This is a genomic window from Pseudomonas sp. GW821-FHT12A04, assembly GCF_058807755.1.
In genome coordinates this window covers 15,259-29,951 of record NZ_JBXAQZ010000019.1, presented here as the reverse complement: position 1 = coordinate 29,951, position 14,693 = coordinate 15,259, and the positions used below count along the sequence as shown (strand labels likewise).

Annotated in this window: 18 protein-coding genes; 12 read left to right on the top strand and 6 right to left on the bottom strand. The window is 60.1% G+C overall.

What is annotated here, in order from left to right:
- Window positions 1-58: 58 nt before the first annotated feature.
- The 5 genes from benA to AC1RS8_RS25730 all read left to right on the top strand — a co-directional run bounded on the left by benA (window position 59) and on the right by AC1RS8_RS25730 (window position 4,604).
- Window positions 59-1,423, top strand: coding sequence for a benzoate 1,2-dioxygenase large subunit (benA, locus tag AC1RS8_RS25750; protein WP_057715469.1), 1,365 nt, complete (start codon window positions 59-61; stop codon window positions 1,421-1,423).
- Window positions 1,420-1,908, top strand: a complete 489-nt coding sequence (gene benB, locus AC1RS8_RS25745; protein ID WP_102672557.1) for a benzoate 1,2-dioxygenase small subunit — start codon at window positions 1,420-1,422, stop codon at window positions 1,906-1,908. The genes benA and benB overlap by 4 nt, the downstream gene beginning before the upstream one ends.
- A gap of 10 nt (window positions 1,909-1,918) precedes the next feature.
- A complete protein-coding gene (gene benC, locus AC1RS8_RS25740) occupies window positions 1,919-2,932 on the top strand; it encodes a benzoate 1,2-dioxygenase electron transfer component BenC (protein WP_489340349.1) in 1,014 nt (337 codons plus the stop codon).
- Window positions 2,933-3,089: 157 nt separating this feature from the next.
- Entirely contained in the window at window positions 3,090-3,863 is a 774-nt protein-coding gene (locus AC1RS8_RS25735) for a 1,6-dihydroxycyclohexa-2,4-diene-1-carboxylate dehydrogenase (RefSeq protein ID WP_090454739.1), read from the top strand.
- A 42-nt stretch (window positions 3,864-3,905) separates the two neighbouring features.
- Window positions 3,906-4,604 carry an alpha/beta hydrolase gene (locus AC1RS8_RS25730; RefSeq protein ID WP_057715465.1) on the top strand — a complete coding sequence of 233 codons (699 nt, stop codon included), beginning with the start codon at window positions 3,906-3,908 and terminating at the stop codon, window positions 4,602-4,604.
- A 3-nt stretch (window positions 4,605-4,607) separates the two neighbouring features.
- Here AC1RS8_RS25730 and AC1RS8_RS25725 read toward each other — a convergent pair whose 3' ends face one another.
- Window positions 4,608-4,970 carry an NUDIX hydrolase gene (locus AC1RS8_RS25725; RefSeq protein WP_057715464.1) on the bottom strand — a complete coding sequence of 121 codons (363 nt, stop codon included), beginning with the start codon at window positions 4,968-4,970 and terminating at the stop codon, window positions 4,608-4,610.
- Between the two features lie 217 nt (window positions 4,971-5,187).
- On the opposite strand from AC1RS8_RS25725, the gene AC1RS8_RS25720 reads away from it, so the two are divergent.
- Window positions 5,188-5,376, top strand: a complete 189-nt coding sequence (locus AC1RS8_RS25720; protein ID WP_150814965.1) for an SPOR domain-containing protein — start codon at window positions 5,188-5,190, stop codon at window positions 5,374-5,376.
- Between the two features lie 130 nt (window positions 5,377-5,506).
- Here AC1RS8_RS25720 and osmE read toward each other — a convergent pair whose 3' ends face one another.
- Together osmE and AC1RS8_RS25710 are read right to left on the bottom strand one after the other, a co-directional pair.
- A complete protein-coding gene (osmE, locus tag AC1RS8_RS25715) occupies window positions 5,507-5,857 on the bottom strand; it encodes an osmotically-inducible lipoprotein OsmE (protein WP_057715462.1) in 351 nt (116 codons plus the stop codon).
- A gap of 13 nt (window positions 5,858-5,870) precedes the next feature.
- The gene (locus tag AC1RS8_RS25710) at window positions 5,871-6,110 is read right to left on the bottom strand and encodes a hypothetical protein (protein WP_057715461.1); all 240 of its coding nucleotides are present in this window, start codon (window positions 6,108-6,110) and stop codon (window positions 5,871-5,873) included.
- Window positions 6,111-6,275: 165 nt separating this feature from the next.
- Between AC1RS8_RS25710 and AC1RS8_RS25705 the strand changes: the two genes are divergently transcribed.
- Together AC1RS8_RS25705 and AC1RS8_RS25700 are read left to right on the top strand one after the other, a co-directional pair.
- On the top strand, window positions 6,276-6,461 hold the full coding sequence (locus AC1RS8_RS25705) for a hypothetical protein (protein ID WP_090454743.1): 186 nt from the start codon (window positions 6,276-6,278) through the stop codon (window positions 6,459-6,461).
- Window positions 6,462-6,560: 99 nt separating this feature from the next.
- Window positions 6,561-6,896, top strand: a complete 336-nt coding sequence (locus AC1RS8_RS25700) for a hypothetical protein (protein ID WP_057715459.1) — start codon at window positions 6,561-6,563, stop codon at window positions 6,894-6,896.
- Window positions 6,897-6,991: 95 nt separating this feature from the next.
- Here AC1RS8_RS25700 and AC1RS8_RS25695 read toward each other — a convergent pair whose 3' ends face one another.
- Window positions 6,992-7,552, bottom strand: a complete 561-nt coding sequence (locus AC1RS8_RS25695) for an RrF2 family transcriptional regulator (RefSeq protein ID WP_057715458.1) — start codon at window positions 7,550-7,552, stop codon at window positions 6,992-6,994.
- A 313-nt stretch (window positions 7,553-7,865) separates the two neighbouring features.
- Here AC1RS8_RS25695 and AC1RS8_RS25690 point away from each other — a divergent pair, with 313 nt between their 5' ends.
- The 4 genes from AC1RS8_RS25690 to AC1RS8_RS25675 all read left to right on the top strand — a co-directional run bounded on the left by AC1RS8_RS25690 (window position 7,866) and on the right by AC1RS8_RS25675 (window position 12,443).
- On the top strand, window positions 7,866-9,068 hold the full coding sequence (locus tag AC1RS8_RS25690) for an NAD(P)/FAD-dependent oxidoreductase (RefSeq protein WP_489340350.1): 1,203 nt from the start codon (window positions 7,866-7,868) through the stop codon (window positions 9,066-9,068).
- A gap of 138 nt (window positions 9,069-9,206) precedes the next feature.
- A complete protein-coding gene (locus AC1RS8_RS25685; protein WP_489340351.1) occupies window positions 9,207-10,496 on the top strand; it encodes an NAD(P)/FAD-dependent oxidoreductase in 1,290 nt (429 codons plus the stop codon).
- 25 nt (window positions 10,497-10,521) lie between these two features.
- Window positions 10,522-11,076 (top strand): helix-turn-helix domain-containing protein, encoded by a 555-nt coding sequence (locus AC1RS8_RS25680; protein WP_008000492.1) that lies wholly within the window; start codon window positions 10,522-10,524, stop codon window positions 11,074-11,076.
- A gap of 20 nt (window positions 11,077-11,096) precedes the next feature.
- Entirely contained in the window at window positions 11,097-12,443 is a 1,347-nt protein-coding gene (locus tag AC1RS8_RS25675; RefSeq protein WP_489340352.1) for a glutamine synthetase family protein, read from the top strand.
- Window positions 12,444-12,626: 183 nt separating this feature from the next.
- On the opposite strand, the gene AC1RS8_RS25670 is transcribed toward AC1RS8_RS25675, so the two are convergent.
- Window positions 12,627-13,991 (bottom strand): purine-cytosine permease family protein, encoded by a 1,365-nt coding sequence (locus tag AC1RS8_RS25670; RefSeq protein WP_057715454.1) that lies wholly within the window; start codon window positions 13,989-13,991, stop codon window positions 12,627-12,629.
- 5 nt (window positions 13,992-13,996) lie between these two features.
- Window positions 13,997-14,674 (bottom strand): cysteine hydrolase family protein, encoded by a 678-nt coding sequence (locus AC1RS8_RS25665; RefSeq protein WP_090454755.1) that lies wholly within the window; start codon window positions 14,672-14,674, stop codon window positions 13,997-13,999.
- Between the last annotated feature and the right edge of the window lie 19 nt (window positions 14,675-14,693).

The following is a 14,693-nucleotide window of genomic DNA, read 5'->3' as shown; positions in this document are numbered from 1 at the left end:
CCTGACCCCCCGTCCTAGCATGACCCCTGCCTGAACAATAACAATGGAGGCGGCGGCCATGACCCTGCGACCCGAATATTTGCATTCCCTGCTTGAAGACGATCCCGAGCAAGGCCTCTATCGCTGCAAGCGCGAGATGTTCACCGACCCCCGGTTGTTCGATCTGGAGATGGAACACATCTTCGAAGGCAACTGGCTGTATCTGGCCCACGAAAGCCAGATCCCCAACATCAACGATTTCTACACCACCACCATGGGGCGCCAGTCGATCTTCATCGCGCGCAACAAGGACGGTGTGCTCAACGCCTTTATCAACGCCTGCAGCCATCGCGGCGCGACCCTGTGCCGGCACAAGTCCGGCAACAAGAGCTCCTACACCTGCCCGTTCCACGGCTGGACTTTCAACAACTCCGGCAAGCTGCTCAAGGTCAAGGACCCGGCCAACGCCGGATACCCGTCGAGTTTCAACTGCGAAGGCTCCCACGACCTGACCAAGGTTGCGCGGTTCGAGTCCTATCGCGGCTTCCTGTTCGGCAGCCTGAAAGCTGATGTGCTGCCACTGGTCGAACACCTGGGCGAGTCGGCGAAGATCATCGACATGATCGTCGACCAGTCCGCCGATGGCCTGGAAGTGCTGCGTGGCTCCTCCAGCTACATCTACGAAGGCAACTGGAAACTCACCGCCGAGAACGGCGCCGATGGCTACCACGTCAGCTCCGTGCACTGGAACTACGCGGCCACCCAGAACCAGCGCAAGCAGCGCGAAGCCGGCGACACCAACCCGACCATGAGCGCCGGTAGCTGGGCCAAGCAGGGCGGCGGTTTCTATTCCTTCGACAAGGGCCACATGCTGCTCTGGACCCGTTGGGCCAACCCCGAGGACCGTCCACTGTACGAGCGCCGTGATGAGCTGGCGCAAGACTTCGGCAAGGCCCGCGCCGACTGGATGATCGAGAACTCGCGCAACCTGTGCCTGTACCCCAACGTGTACCTGATGGACCAGTTCAGCTCGCAGATCCGCATTGCCCGGCCGATCTCGGTCAACCGCACGGAAATCACCATCTACTGCATCGCCCCCAAAGGCGAGAGCGACCACGCCCGTTCGAGCCGGATTCGCCAGTACGAGGATTTCTTCAACGTCAGCGGCATGGCCACGCCCGACGATCTGGAAGAGTTCCGCTCCTGTCAGACCAGCTACCAGGGCAGCGTCACCACCTGGAACGACATGTCCCGTGGCGCCGAGCACTGGATTGAAGGTGCTGACGAGGCTGCAAAAGAAATCGACCTGCATCCGCTGCTCAGTGGCGTGCGCACCGAGGACGAAGGCCTGTTCGTGCTGCAACACAAGTACTGGCAGCAGACCATGCTCAAGGCATTGGCTGCCGAACAGTCGAAGCTGATCGCCGTGGAGGACGTGCAATGACCATTTCTTACGATGCCGTGCGCGATTTCCTCTACCGCGAGGCGCGCTACCTCGACGACCGCCAGTGGGACGAGTGGCTGGAGCTGTACGCCCCCGACGCGACATTCTGGATGCCGTCCTGGGACGATAACGACGAATTGACCGAAGACCCGCAGCGGGAAATCTCGCTGATCTGGTACGGCAACCGCACGGGCCTTGAAGACCGCGTCTTCCGCATCAAGACCGAGCGCTCCAGCGCCAGCGTGCCGGACACCCGCACCTCCCACAACATCAGCAACATCGAGCTGCTCGAACAGGCCGACGGACTGTGCAAGGTGCGCTTCAACTGGCACACCCTGAGTTTTCGCTACAAGACCGTCGACAGCTATTTCGGCAGCAGTTTCTACACCCTCGACGTGCGCGGTGAAAACCCGCTGATCCTGGCCAAGAAAGTGATTCTGAAGAACGATTACGTTCGCCAGGTCATCGATGTCTACCACTTGTGAGACTGCCGTCATGACCCATTCCATTGCGTTCAATTTTGAAGACGGCGTCACCCGGTTCATCGACGCCAACGTCGGCGAAACCGTGGCCGATGCCGCGTACCGCCAGGGCATCAACATCCCGCTGGACTGCCGCGACGGTGCTTGCGGTACCTGCAAGTGTTTTGCCGAAGCCGGCACCTACGATCTGGGCGAGGAGTACATCGAAGACGCCCTCAGCCCTGAAGAGGCCGCGCAGGGTTTTGTCCTGACCTGCCAGATGCGTGCCCAGAGCGATTGCGTGGTGCGCGTACCGACGTCCTCGCAGGTTTGCCGCACCCGTCAGGCCAGCTACGACGCGACCATCAGTGCCGTGCGCCAACTGTCCGACAGCACTATCGCGCTGTCGATCAAGGGCGAATCCCTGAGCAAACTGGCGTTCCTGCCGGGGCAATACGTGAACCTGGGAATTCCCGGCAGCGAGCAGACCCGTGCCTATTCGTTCAGCTCGTTGCAGCGCGACGGTGAGGTCAGTTTCCTGATCCGCAACGTGCCAGGTGGCCTGATGAGCAGCTTCCTCACCGGCATGGCCAAGGCCGGGGACTGCATGAGCCTGGCCGGTCCTTTGGGCAGCTTCTACCTGCGCGACATCCGTCGGCCGTTGCTGCTGCTGGCCGGTGGCACCGGGCTGGCGCCGTTCACCGCGATGCTGGAGAAGATCGCCGAGCAGGGCAGCGATCACCCGCTGCATCTGATCTACGGCGTGACCCACGATTTCGACCTGGTGGAACTCGACCGCCTTGAAGCCTTTGCCGCGCGCATCCCCAACTTCACCTTCAGCGCCTGCGTCGCCAGCCCCGAGAGCCAACACCCGCTCAAGGGCTATGTGACCCAGCACATCGAGCCCAGGCATTTGAACGATGGCGACGTCGACGTCTACCTGTGCGGCCCGCCGCCGATGGTCGAAGCCGTCAGCCGGTACATTGGCGAGCAAGGCATCAAGCCGGCGAATTTCTACTACGAAAAATTTGCTGCCAGCGCGGCGTGAGTCGCAGGCGATTTCCCTTGCTTGGTAAATACCCCCTGTGGGAGCGGGCTTGCTCGCGATAGCGGTCTGACAGTCACCAGATATGTCGACTGGAAGGACCTCTTCGCGAGCAAGCTCGCTCCCACAGTTGAACGGCAACCTTCTTCATGAGGTACACATGAACAGATTTCACGAAAAAGTCGCCCTGATCACCGGTGCCGCCCAAGGTATCGGGCGGCGGGTGGCCGAGCGTATGGCCGCCGAAGGGGCGAAGCTGATCCTGGTGGATCGCTCCGACCTGGTGTTCGAAGTCCAGCAACAGTTGGCGCCAACCACCCAGGTACTGGCCCTGACCGCCGACCTTGAGCAATACGAGGAATGCAGTCGGGTGATGCAAACCGCCGTCGAGCGCTTCAGTCGCCTCGATGTGCTGGTCAATAACGTCGGCGGGACGATCTGGGCCAAGCCGTTCGAGCACTATGAAGCGTCACAGATCGAGGCCGAGGTTCGCCGTTCGCTGTTCCCGACCTTGTGGTGTTGCCATGCGGCGCTGCCGTTCATGTTGCAGCAGGGCAGCGGTGCGATCGTCAACGTTTCCTCCATCGCCACCCGCAGCCTCAACCGCGTGCCCTACGGTGCGGCAAAGGGTGGGGTCAATGCCTTGACCGCTTGTCTGGCATTCGAAACCGCCGGTCGCGGCGTGCGAGTCAATGCGACGGCGCCTGGTGGCACCGAAGCACCGCCGCGACGCATACCCCGCAATGGTGCCGAGCAGAGTGAGCAGGAAAAACTCTGGTACCAGCAGATTGTCGACCAGACCCTCGACAGCAGTTTGATGAAACGCTACGGCACCCTGGATGAGCAGGCGGGGGCTATTCTGTTTCTGGCCAGCGACGACGCGTCCTATATCACCGGCATGGTCATGCCCGTGGGCGGCGGCGATCAGGGCTGAGGCGAACGACAGACAACCCCATCGGCAAACGGAGTCATGGTGATGAGTGATAAACCCACGATCGTGCTGGTCCATGGTTTTTGGGGCGGCGCTGCCCACTGGAACAAGGTCATCGTTAAATTGGTCAGCCGTGGTGACACGCGCATTCGTGCCGTCGAGTTGCCACTGACTTCGCTGGCCGATGATGCCGAGCGTACGCGCAAGATGGTCGCCCAGGTGCCCGGTCCGGTGCTGCTGGTGGGGCATTCCTATGGCGGCGCGGTGATCACCGAAGCGGGTGATTTGCCGAATGTGGTGGGCCTGGTGTACATCGCCGCGTTCGCACCGGACGCCGGTGAAAGCCCCGGTGGCATCACGCAAAGGCATCTGCCAGCGGCGGCGGCCAACCTGGCTCCCGACAGCGACGGATACCTGTGGGTCAAGCCTGAGCTCTACCACGAAAGCTTCTGTCAGGACCTGCCGGCGACCGAAGGGTTGGTCATGGGTATCACCCAGAAAGCGCCGCTGGCGAGTACCTTCGGTGACACGATTGGCACGGTGGCCTGGAAGAAAAAGCCATCGTGGTATCAGATTTCGACCGCAGACCGGATGATCGCGCCACAGAACCAGCAATGGATGGCCGCGCGACTCAACGCCCGGGAGATCCTGACCTTGAATGCCAGCCACGCGTCATTGGCGTCGATGCCCGCCGAAGTGGCGGCTTTGATCGACAGGGCTGCGACGGCGTTGGCCAAAGGCTAGGGCCTACAAGCGGCGTACAAAGGTGCTGGCAATACTGCGCATGGTGTCGCTGATGTTCAGGTTGTGTAGCGCATCAAGCGGGTGCCAGATGCAATCGGTGATTTCGTTCAGCGGCCGCAATTGCTCCAGATTCAGCACCGACACCTCGAATACGTGGTGTCGGGTGCCGCCCGATTCCAGTTCCAGCACGTATATCAACTCGTCGACCCGCAGGCCGGTTTCCTCCAGCAGCTCACGAACGGCGGCATCGGCTGCGCTTTCACCCTGTTCAAGCTTGCCGCCGGGCAGCGTCCAGCGTCCTCCTCGCTTGCGTACCAGCAGTACATGCCTTTCCTGCTCGAAGATGATCGTTGCGCGTACTTTCATTGATTACCTAATGGCCTGTTGAGATGGAGCAGGCATTGAAATGCAGCATTCGGGCCAGGGTCGATTGAGCACTTTACGAGTAATTCGAGGGGGCAATGCGAGGAAAAGTGCAATCGATTTCGGGAATTTCCATGGCGACGTCTGGTCGGTATTTTGGACAAGGGTGGGTGTAAGGTAAGCAAGTCAACCTGAGATCACTGCCCGAGAGGAGGTGACTATGAGCGTTCCGATGTTGAACAAGATGCACATGAATGGTTATGACGTACTCAGCGTGAACAACGGCCCCTGGCGGGTATGTACCCAGGGTGACCGGCTTGGCTCGTTTGCCAGTCGGGAAGAAGCGCTGGCATTTGCCGCATCGCTGCCCGGCTACAGGGCACGTGCCGGCAGGCCTGCGGGAAAATGAAGCCCCCCTGTAGGAGCGAGCTTGTTCGCGATGGTCGCTAACGATAACGCGTGTTTCCTGGCTAAACCCGCCGCGCTTGAGTCCATCGCGAGCAAGCTCGCTCCTACAGCCTGCAAAATCCTTAAGGGCGCTAGTAGCCGCCGCCTCCGCTGGGGCGGGAGGGTTCCCGGGCCTTTTGCTGCGTGTGGCTCCACTCCGCGCAGGTCATGAAACTCTTGTGGTCGACCATGCCGCGGCCATCGAAACTGACGTTGTACGGCTGCTGATGGTCGGCATGAGTCAGTTTGTAGTCAAAGCACGTACCGGGTTCGACGCTACGATCGCTGACCGCCAGTGGCTGGCCGCCGATTTGCCGGACTTGCTCCTGGGTCATGCCGGTGTCGACTTTCGCGACCAGCGGCTGATCCTTGTAGATCGAGTTGGTGCTGCAGCCTGCCAACGCGGTCAGTACGACGACCAGCGTGAATAGAGGTCTGTTCATGGCAGCGCTCCCGCTATTGAGCCTTGTTGCGGCTAATGACCTTGGCCTTCACTTCCTCGGCGTAGCCGGACAGTTTTTCTTCATCGCCCTGAAATAAAGAACACAGTCTTTGAACGGCTTGCGCGTCGACTTCGCTTCCGAGCAGGCGCAATTGCTGCTCGATGCGCAACAGCTCGACGGCCGACCAGCGCAAATCTGACGCAAGCCCTTGCAGATCGCGCCGAAGTTCCTGTTCCGATTTGTTAAGCCACATGATGACCTCCTGAACTTTGCACACCAAAATTTTAGACCTGTTTACCGCGCCGTATGTTGTGTTCGTCTGAGTCAGCGAGGTCTCCTTTGGTCGGGAAAACTACAGTGAACGAAAAAATAAGCTGTCCTACTCAAGTGCTGATTGTTCCTGCGGGGGCGACGTAAAATGACCACAATCGATGATTTCAGGGCCATGGCCCAGGAATTGATCGCTGACCTGGAGGCGGCGACCAACGAGACGATGCAATTGATATCGGCCCATCAACTCAGCGAGCCGCAATGGGAGCAAGTCACACAACGCCAGCATGACGCCTGCGAAAGATGGATGGATTATCTGAATTCAAGGAACTAACCGGGGCAAGCGATATCAATGACAGTCGCTGAATCGTTGGGGATGGCTGTAGGGACGACGGCGAGCTACATTTTCTTATTTCAAATTAAAGGAAACAGCATGCGGATGTTGATGGGGGGAGTCGTGTTGGCATTGCTGGGCGGGTGCTCGTTGCCGGCTTCGTTGGTACCGGGTGAGCCGAATGTCAGCAAGCACAGCGAGAAGACGCCAAAAGAGTATGCGGCGTGCGTGTTGCCTGCCTGGCAAAAGGAAGTATCGAATACGACCCAGGTTTCGATATCCAACGGATTCCGCATCACCGCGCCCAGCGTGATCACGGCCGACGAAGTGCTGGATATCGTGAAGTACAAGGAAGGCAGCCGGGTTTCGCTGTATCAGGGGCCACCTTGGGCCAAGTCCGGCGACCTGCGCAAAATCGTGCGCGACTGTTTGTAAGCGCGGGAGACCGAAAATCGGTCAGCGACCGATGTTCGCCTGAATCCAGAAAAAAACCGGATGCCTGGTGCGCATCCGGTTTTTTTTTGTGTGGATCAGTCTGAAAGGTTGGTCGTCGGGATGATTTGCTCACTGGCCTGGGCGGCACTTTTGCGTTCCCGGCGCTCGTTCATCCAGCTTTCCACTTTGACGCCGAACTCTGGCGGGGCCTTGCGCCCGAATTTCCTGGCGATGTCGAGGATGGTTTGTTGCGCGAGGGCCTCTTCCATGCGTTTTTGCGCAACCATCATCGCGCCATTGATCGCGCACAGACCCTCCAGTGCCCACTCAGGCGGGGCACCGTCAAACACGGCGCAACGACCACGGATCTCCCGACAATCGAAAATCGACTTGCGGCCGTCGATGGCATTGACGATATCCAGCAAGGTGATTTCGTCAGCGGGCCGGGCCAGCTTGAAGCCACCGCGCACGCCTTCGGTGGCGACCACCAGTTTGGACTTGGCCAGCTTGGTGAAGATTTTCGCCAGATAGTCCTGAGGGACGCCTTGCAGATCGGCAAGGTCGCGCACGCTCGCTTCGCGCGAGTCGCCGCCATTACCCACCAGAAAAAGCAGGCAGTGGATGCCGTATTCGACACCCGCGCTGTAAAGAGACATGCAAATCTCCGACTGAATTAGTCGCAAATTCTAACAGCCGAGAGCAAGCAAGGCAACGAATCCCTTCTCGTTGGATCTTTTTTCATGACAGCAAAACACTCCTGTGATGCGCTGAATACAGGGGGCTCAGGTCATGGCTCACGTTTTTCGGTGGCAGCCCTCGATAAAAACCTGTTGCGGGATTTAACTAGGATCAATACAGTCGTAGTTACTCGGTCGCAGTGGCAGACGCTTATCTGGGTACAAGCCCGCGTCGGTCCTTAAACCGCTCAACGATTTTCAACACTTGGTCATTCCCCCCAGGAGTCAAAAAATGAAACAGCACATTCTGGTGATCGGCGCAGGTTTCGGTGGCATGTGGACCGCATTGAGTGCCACGCGCCTGTTCGACATTCACGGCCACAACGATGTTGAAGTGACCGTGCTGGCGCCTCAGGCCGAACTCCGTGTGCGTCCGCGCTTCTACGAACCGAATGCCCATCAACTGGCCGCGCCGATTGGCGATCTGTTTGATGCTGTAGGGGTCAAGTTCATCAAGGGCGCGGCGCAGACCATCAACGTCGAGCAAAAGCAGGTCGGCTATGTCGATGCCGCAGGGACCCGACAAGTCTGCAGCTACGACAAACTCGTTCTGGCTACCGGCAGTCGTCTGGCTTCGTCGAGCACTCCGGGCGTGGCCGAACATGCCTTCGACGTCGATCAGATCGAGCAGGCCGTTCGCCTGGAAAACCACCTCAAGGCGCTGGCCAGCCAGCCCGAAAGCAAGGCGCGCAACACGGTGGTGGTGGCCGGTGGCGGTTTCACCGGGATCGAAACGGCGACTGAAATGCCGACTCGCCTGCGGGCCATCTTCGGCGACCGTGCCGACATCAATGTGATCATCGTGGACCGCGGCGGTAAAGTGGGCGGCTCGATGGGTGAGCAAATCGCCGAATCGATAGTCGAGGCCAGCGTGGCGACCGGCGTGCAATGGCACTTGAAAGCTTCGGTTGTGTCGGTCGATGCCGACGGTGTCACCCTGTCCGACGGGGCGCGCATCGATGCAAAAACCGTGGTCTGGACCACCGGCGTTCGCGCCAGCTCCCTGACCGAGCAGATTCCTGCCGAACGTGATCACCTGGGCCGTCTGCATGTCGACGCGCACCTGAAAGTCATTGGCCAGAACGACATCTTCGCTACCGGCGACGTCGCCTATGCGGCCAGTGACGAGATCGGCAATTACGCCTTGATGACCTGTCAGCATGCTATTTCGCTGGGCCGCCATGCCGGCAACAATGTCGCCGCGCAGCTTCTCGGTGTCGACCCGACGCCGTACAGCCAGCCGAAATACGTGACCTGCCTCGATCTGGGCGCTTGGGGCGCGGTGTACACCGAGGGTTGGGATCGTCAGGTCAAATTGGTCAAGCACGAAGCCAAGGCATTGAAGACTCAGATCAACACCCAGTGGATCTACCCACCGGCGGCTGATCGCGCCTCGGCGCTGGCTTCGGCGGATCCGATGATTCCCGTGGCCTGATTGATTCGAACGTCACGTCTGAATAAAAACATCCCGCTCGGGTTCGCCTGAGCGGGATTTTTTACGCGTTGATTGCTTGTGTGAAATTTACCGTGTATTTTTTCATGAAATTAAAAATACAAAATTTCACGAGGCCGTATGTTTCAGCAATCCACCCGGCATGTCGCCAGTTACTACGCCCATACCTGCGCCGATCGTCTGGTCGATCGAGCTGCACTGGAAGGTGAACAAGACACTGAAGTGCTGATCATCGGGGCCGGGTTCAGTGGATTGCACACGGCTTTGCGTCTGGCGCTGGCCGGCAAGCGCGTGACCTTGCTCGAAGCCAGCCGGGTGGCTTGGGCCGCGTCCGGGCGTAATGGCGGCCAGGCGATTCTCGGCTGGTCGTGCGACATGCCACCGCTGGAAGCGGCGCTGGGTTACGAACGGGCGCGGCGCCTGTGGGACGGCATGCGCTGGGCCGCGCGGGAGCTGCGTGACTTGCCCGGCCGCCATGAGTTCGATTGCGACTATCGCGCCGGCCATCTCTGGACCTCGGTGATGCCCCGTCGGGTAGGCCTGCTGACCGAGTGGCAACACGAGGCCAGCCACAAGTGGGGCCACGACAAACTGCAATTTATCGAGCGCAGCGATTTGCCGCAGTGGGTTGCCAGCGAGCGTTATCAGGCCGGCCTGTTCGATCCCGAGGGCGGGCATTTGAATCCGCTGAAACTGGCCCTGGGCCTTGCGGATGCGATCGAGCGGGCCGGTGGCCGCATCCACGAGCAAAGCAAGGCGCTGAGCTATGCCGAGGAGGGCGACGGGTTTGTGGTGACCACCGAACGCGGTCGTATTCGCGCCGATGTGCTGGTGCTGGCGTGCAACGCTTACCTCGATCGACTCGACCCGCAACTGGCCAGTTGCGTGTTGCCGGTCGGGACCTATCAGGTCGCGACCGCGCCGCTGACGAAGGAGTTAGCCACCACGCTGTTGCCGAGCAATGTGTGCGTGACCGACAACCAGTTCGTGCTCGATTATTTCCGCCGCACCCCGGATAACCGCCTGCTGTTCGGCGGCGGCTGCACTTACCTGGGCGGCATGCCCAAGGACATCGCCGCCGCGACCCGGCCGTTCCTGGAGCGCGTGTTCCCGCAACTCACCGGCGTCGATCTGGAGTTTGCCTGGGGCGGCCACATCGACCTGACCCTCAAGCGCACACCGGATATCGGCCGCCGTGGCGATCTGTACTGGATGCAGGGGTATTCCGGGCATGGCGTGCTGCCGACACTGGCCGCGGCGAGGGCGGTGTCCGACGCGGTACTCGGTCAGCCCGACGAGTTGTCCCTGTACCAGGGCCTGAACAACGGCAGTTTTCCCGGCGGCAAATACCTGGCCGCGCCGCTGGAAGCCATCGGCAAGGCCTGGTATCGACTGCGCGACAGCATTTGAAGCGACACTTTCTGGAAGCCTCTAGATGGACATGCAAGAAGAAATCTCGGCGCTGGCGATCCTGATCCAGGACCTGCGCAAACACAAGAAGTACACCCTGAAGGAACTGGCGGACAAAATCGGCCGCTCCGTGGGTTTTCTGTCCCAGGTCGAGCGCGGCCTGTCGCGCCCGACGGTGGCGGACCTGACCGCCATCAGCGAAACCCTGGGGGTGCCGACCACCTATTTCTACAGCCTGCCCAAACCCATGGCCTTGTCCTGGGTCACCCGCCCGGACGAGCGCCGCACGCTGTACTACGCCGACGGCATCACCGACATCCTCGTTTCGCCGAAAATGCGCGCGTCGTTCTCGATGCTCGAAAGCCAGCTCGAACCCGGTGCCAGCAGCGGTGACCGGCACATGAAGGACAGCTCCGAGCAGGGCGGTTATGTCCTGGAAGGGGAACTGACCCTGTGGCTCGACGACAACGAACCGGTGACCCTGCACCCCGGCGACAGCTTTCAACTGGCCAGCCATGCGCACTGCCGCTACGGCAACCTGTCCGACCAACTGACCCGCGTGCTTTGGGTTTACACCTGATAACAACAAGGAACAAAACGATGGATGCTGTGTGCTCTGAACTACTGGCCGAGGTTCGCAACTTCCGCCACTGCAACCCCGAAGTGCGTTACGTCGACCTGATCTCCCTGGACATTCCGGGGTATTTCTACGGCAAGCGCTACCCGATCGAGATGCTGGAAAAAGTCGCTGCCGGCAGTGCATTGAAGCTGCCGCAGAACTGCGTGCTGCTCGGCACCCAGGGTGGGCTGTTCAAAATCGGTGATTACTGCTTCAACGATGGTGACCCGGACGCGCTGCGCCGTTTGGTGCCCGGCACGCTGAAGCTGGTGAGCTGGGAAAAGCAGCCCTTGGGCCAGATGCTGATCACCTCCGACGGCACCGAAAAACCCATCGAATTCGAACCCCGTGAAGTGCTGGCGCGGGTGCTGGATCGTCTGCACCGCAAAGGCATTTTCCCGGTGGTGGCCTTCGAGCTGGAGTTTTACCTGTTCGACAGCCGCTTGAAGGACGGCTTGCCGCAATTTCCCCGTGATGAGTTGACCGGCGATGCCGACGATCAGCCGAACATGCACATCGAACGCTTGTCGCGCTTCGCCCCGGTGCTCGATGAAATGGTCGAGACGGCACGAGCCCAGGGCGTCGATGCCACGGTGATCACTGCCGAGCTCGGCCCGGGCCAGTTCGAAATCAACTTCGGCCATTGCGATGACGGCCTGCGCGCCGCCGACTGGGCGGCCCTGTTCTGCCGCAGCACCCGGGGCGTGGCGCTCAAGCACAACCTGCGCGCCAGCTTCATGGCCAAACCTTACTTGCAACACCCCGGCAGCGGCATGCACGTGCATGTCAGCCTGTATGACCAGGCCGGCAACAACCTGCTGGCGGCGAACGGGCAGCGGGCGCTGCGCCATGCGGTGGCCGGTTGCCTGGACGTGTTGCCGCACTGCATGCCGATTTTTGCCCCGAACCACAATGCCATGCGCCGCCTTAGCGGCACGGTGAACGTCGCGTCCCGTGCCAGTTGGGGCTTCGAGGATCGCGATGCGTGTTTGCGTATTCCGGAGTCGGACATCAAGAACCTGCGCATTGAACATCGTCTGGCCGGGGCCGATGCCAACCCTTATCTGGCGTTGGCGGCGATTCTGGTGGGGTTGGAGCAAGGCCTGGAAAGGGAGCGCGAGCCGATTGCACCGCTCAATGAAGACCGCGGCAGTGGCATCGATTTTCCGCTGGAAATGCTCGAAGCGGTGCAGTCCATGCAACATCATGCAGTGCTGCGCGAACGCTTGGGGGCGGAGTTCGTGGACGTCTACTGCGAAAACAAGCGTCAGGATCATCTGGCATTTCTGCATGACATCAGCGCGCGGGAGTATCGCTGGTTCCTGTAGTCTACCTTAGAAAATATGTGGATATTTAATGGGTTAGAGCGTTTAGTAACTGGATAGTGAACAAAAATATCTTGTTACAGGCCGAAATATTCCGTAATATCCGCGCCGCGTTCACCACCACGGTTTATGCATTTTTAAATCCCAGGCGTCCATCAGCTGCCTGGGATTTTTTTTGCCTGAAATTTAGTCGGCCGCTGACTCCATCATCGGCGCTCGCTTGCCGAGCTTCATCAGCCAGTAATAACTCAGCGCCGGCACCAGCAACCCGACGATCCATGCCAGGTCCACCCCATCCAGCGCCGTGGCCACCGGGCCGACATACAGCGTGGTGTTCATGAACGGAATTTCCAGGGCAATCGCCAGCAGGAAACTGCCGCAGGCAATCCGGTTGACCCGCCCGTAGATCCCGTTCAAGTCGAAGATGTCGTCAATCCGGTACTGGCCTTTGCGCAGGCAGTAGTAGTCCACCAGATTGATCGCCGTCCACGGGATCAGGAAGTAGCTCATGAAGAAGATGAAGTTGAGGAAGAAGCTGATGAAGTCGTCCTGACTGATGGTGCACAGGGCCGTGGCCACCAGGCTGATCAGCAGCATGAACACACCGCGTACCCGCGGGGTCACCTTGAGCCGGGCGAAAGGTTCGATCACGGTGATGGTCGACATGAACGCGCCGTACAGGTTGAACACGTTGATCGACACCTGGCCGTAGACGATGAAGGCGAACAGCAGCACCGCGCCAGCGCCGAACAGGCCGGCGACATGCCCGCCGACATTGCTGGAAAAGTCGCCGATGCCGACGCTCAGGATTGCCCCGAGAATCATCATCCACGCGCCGCCGCTGACCGTGCCGGCGTAGCTGTACCAGAACACCTGGGCGGTGGGCGTGTTGCTCGGCAGGTAGCGCGAATAGTCGGCGACATAAGGTGCATAGGACAGTTGCCAGGTCACGGCAATGCTCACCGCCACCAGGAACTTCGACAGCGAGAAGCCTGTTGGCAGCCATTGTTCGGCCGGGATCGGCAACTGCAAGGCGAGCACCGTGGCGGCCACGAACACCACCAGCGACAGAATCGACAGCAGCTTCTGCAAGCGGTGAATCAACCGATAGCCATAGAGCGCGACGACGAAGCACAACGCGCCGATCAGGTAGATATTGCCGGACATCGGCAGTGGGCTGACGGACTCCAGCGCCTGGGCCGCGAGCAAGGTGTTGCTGACGAAGAAACCCAGGTAGATCAGCATCACGAACAGCAGCGGTAACACCGCCCCCAACACGCCGAATTGTGCCCGGCTCTGGATCATTTGCGGAATGCCCAGCTTCGGTCCTTGGGCCGAGTGGGAGGCCATGAAAATCGCCCCCAGCAACGAGCCGATGATGATCGCCAGCGCACTCCAGAACAGGTTGAGTCCCATCACCACCGGCAACACGCCGGATGCAATGGTGGTGATGTTCATGTTGGCGCCGAACCAGATGTAGAACAGCGAACCCGGTTTGCCGTGACGTTCGGTTTCGGGGATGAAATCGATGCTTCTTTTTTCGACTTGCATGGCGATCACTCCTGAGTCCGGACGAGGTGGGATTGCAGACGGGCGATGGTGCTTTGCAGCTCATGGGGCTGGTGGGCAAACAGGTCCGGCTGCTCGGGGATCAGGCTGATGTGATCGAGCTGTTGCAGGGCGCGCTGGCACTCGGTCGTGGTGAGGATTTCCAGCGCGTAGACCCAGTTGGCCATGATCAGCAGGGCCGAGTAATGCCCGGCCTCGGTGGTCGTGGTGCAGGCATCGCTGACCAGGCGCACGCGATAGCCCAGGGCGAAGGCATCGAACACGCTGGTCAGCACGCAGACGTCGGTCAACACGCCGCAGACGATCAGCGTGTCGACCTCCATTGCCTTGAGTCGGGCATCGAGGTCGGTGCGGTGGAAGGCACTGTAACGGCCCTTGTCGATGATCAACTCACCGGGCTGAGGCGTCAGTGACTCGATGATTTCCACTTGGCGGGTACCGGCGCGGTAACTGCCGGGGCCACCGTCGGCGGCCAGCGGTTCGCCGTGGGGCAGGTCACTGCCGTCGGCCTGATTGATGTGGCGGGTATAGATGACAGGCATCCGCTGACGGCGGGCGGTATCGAGCAGGGTGGCGGTATTGGTAGCCACTGTGTCGAAGTTTTCCAGGACGAAGCCGTCCTCCTGCTGCATGTCGATGATCAACAGCGCGTTGTTATTGTTCATTGGGCAAACCTGATCAAGA

What these genes read in the sequence shown, in the direction of transcription:
- benA (WP_057715469.1), top strand. Translation starts at nt 59, where the DNA reads ATGACCCTGCGACCCGAATATTTGCATTCCCTGCTTGAAGACGATCCC.
- benB (WP_102672557.1), top strand. Translation starts at nt 1,420, where the DNA reads ATGACCATTTCTTACGATGCCGTGCGCGATTTCCTCTACCGCGAGGCG.
- benC (WP_489340349.1), top strand. Translation starts at nt 1,919, where the DNA reads ATGACCCATTCCATTGCGTTCAATTTTGAAGACGGCGTCACCCGGTTC.
- AC1RS8_RS25735 (WP_090454739.1), top strand. Translation starts at nt 3,090, where the DNA reads ATGAACAGATTTCACGAAAAAGTCGCCCTGATCACCGGTGCCGCCCAA.
- AC1RS8_RS25730 (WP_057715465.1), top strand. Translation starts at nt 3,906, where the DNA reads ATGAGTGATAAACCCACGATCGTGCTGGTCCATGGTTTTTGGGGCGGC.
- AC1RS8_RS25725 (WP_057715464.1), bottom strand. Translation starts at nt 4,970, where the DNA reads ATGAAAGTACGCGCAACGATCATCTTCGAGCAGGAAAGGCATGTACTG.
- AC1RS8_RS25720 (WP_150814965.1), top strand. Translation starts at nt 5,188, where the DNA reads ATGAGCGTTCCGATGTTGAACAAGATGCACATGAATGGTTATGACGTA.
- osmE (WP_057715462.1), bottom strand. Translation starts at nt 5,857, where the DNA reads ATGAACAGACCTCTATTCACGCTGGTCGTCGTACTGACCGCGTTGGCA.
- AC1RS8_RS25710 (WP_057715461.1), bottom strand. Translation starts at nt 6,110, where the DNA reads ATGTGGCTTAACAAATCGGAACAGGAACTTCGGCGCGATCTGCAAGGG.
- AC1RS8_RS25705 (WP_090454743.1), top strand. Translation starts at nt 6,276, where the DNA reads ATGACCACAATCGATGATTTCAGGGCCATGGCCCAGGAATTGATCGCT.
- AC1RS8_RS25700 (WP_057715459.1), top strand. Translation starts at nt 6,561, where the DNA reads ATGCGGATGTTGATGGGGGGAGTCGTGTTGGCATTGCTGGGCGGGTGC.
- AC1RS8_RS25695 (WP_057715458.1), bottom strand. Translation starts at nt 7,552, where the DNA reads ATGTCTCTTTACAGCGCGGGTGTCGAATACGGCATCCACTGCCTGCTT.
- AC1RS8_RS25690 (WP_489340350.1), top strand. Translation starts at nt 7,866, where the DNA reads ATGAAACAGCACATTCTGGTGATCGGCGCAGGTTTCGGTGGCATGTGG.
- AC1RS8_RS25685 (WP_489340351.1), top strand. Translation starts at nt 9,207, where the DNA reads ATGTTTCAGCAATCCACCCGGCATGTCGCCAGTTACTACGCCCATACC.
- AC1RS8_RS25680 (WP_008000492.1), top strand. Translation starts at nt 10,522, where the DNA reads ATGGACATGCAAGAAGAAATCTCGGCGCTGGCGATCCTGATCCAGGAC.
- AC1RS8_RS25675 (WP_489340352.1), top strand. Translation starts at nt 11,097, where the DNA reads ATGGATGCTGTGTGCTCTGAACTACTGGCCGAGGTTCGCAACTTCCGC.
- AC1RS8_RS25670 (WP_057715454.1), bottom strand. Translation starts at nt 13,991, where the DNA reads ATGCAAGTCGAAAAAAGAAGCATCGATTTCATCCCCGAAACCGAACGT.
- AC1RS8_RS25665 (WP_090454755.1), bottom strand. Translation starts at nt 14,674, where the DNA reads ATGAACAATAACAACGCGCTGTTGATCATCGACATGCAGCAGGAGGAC.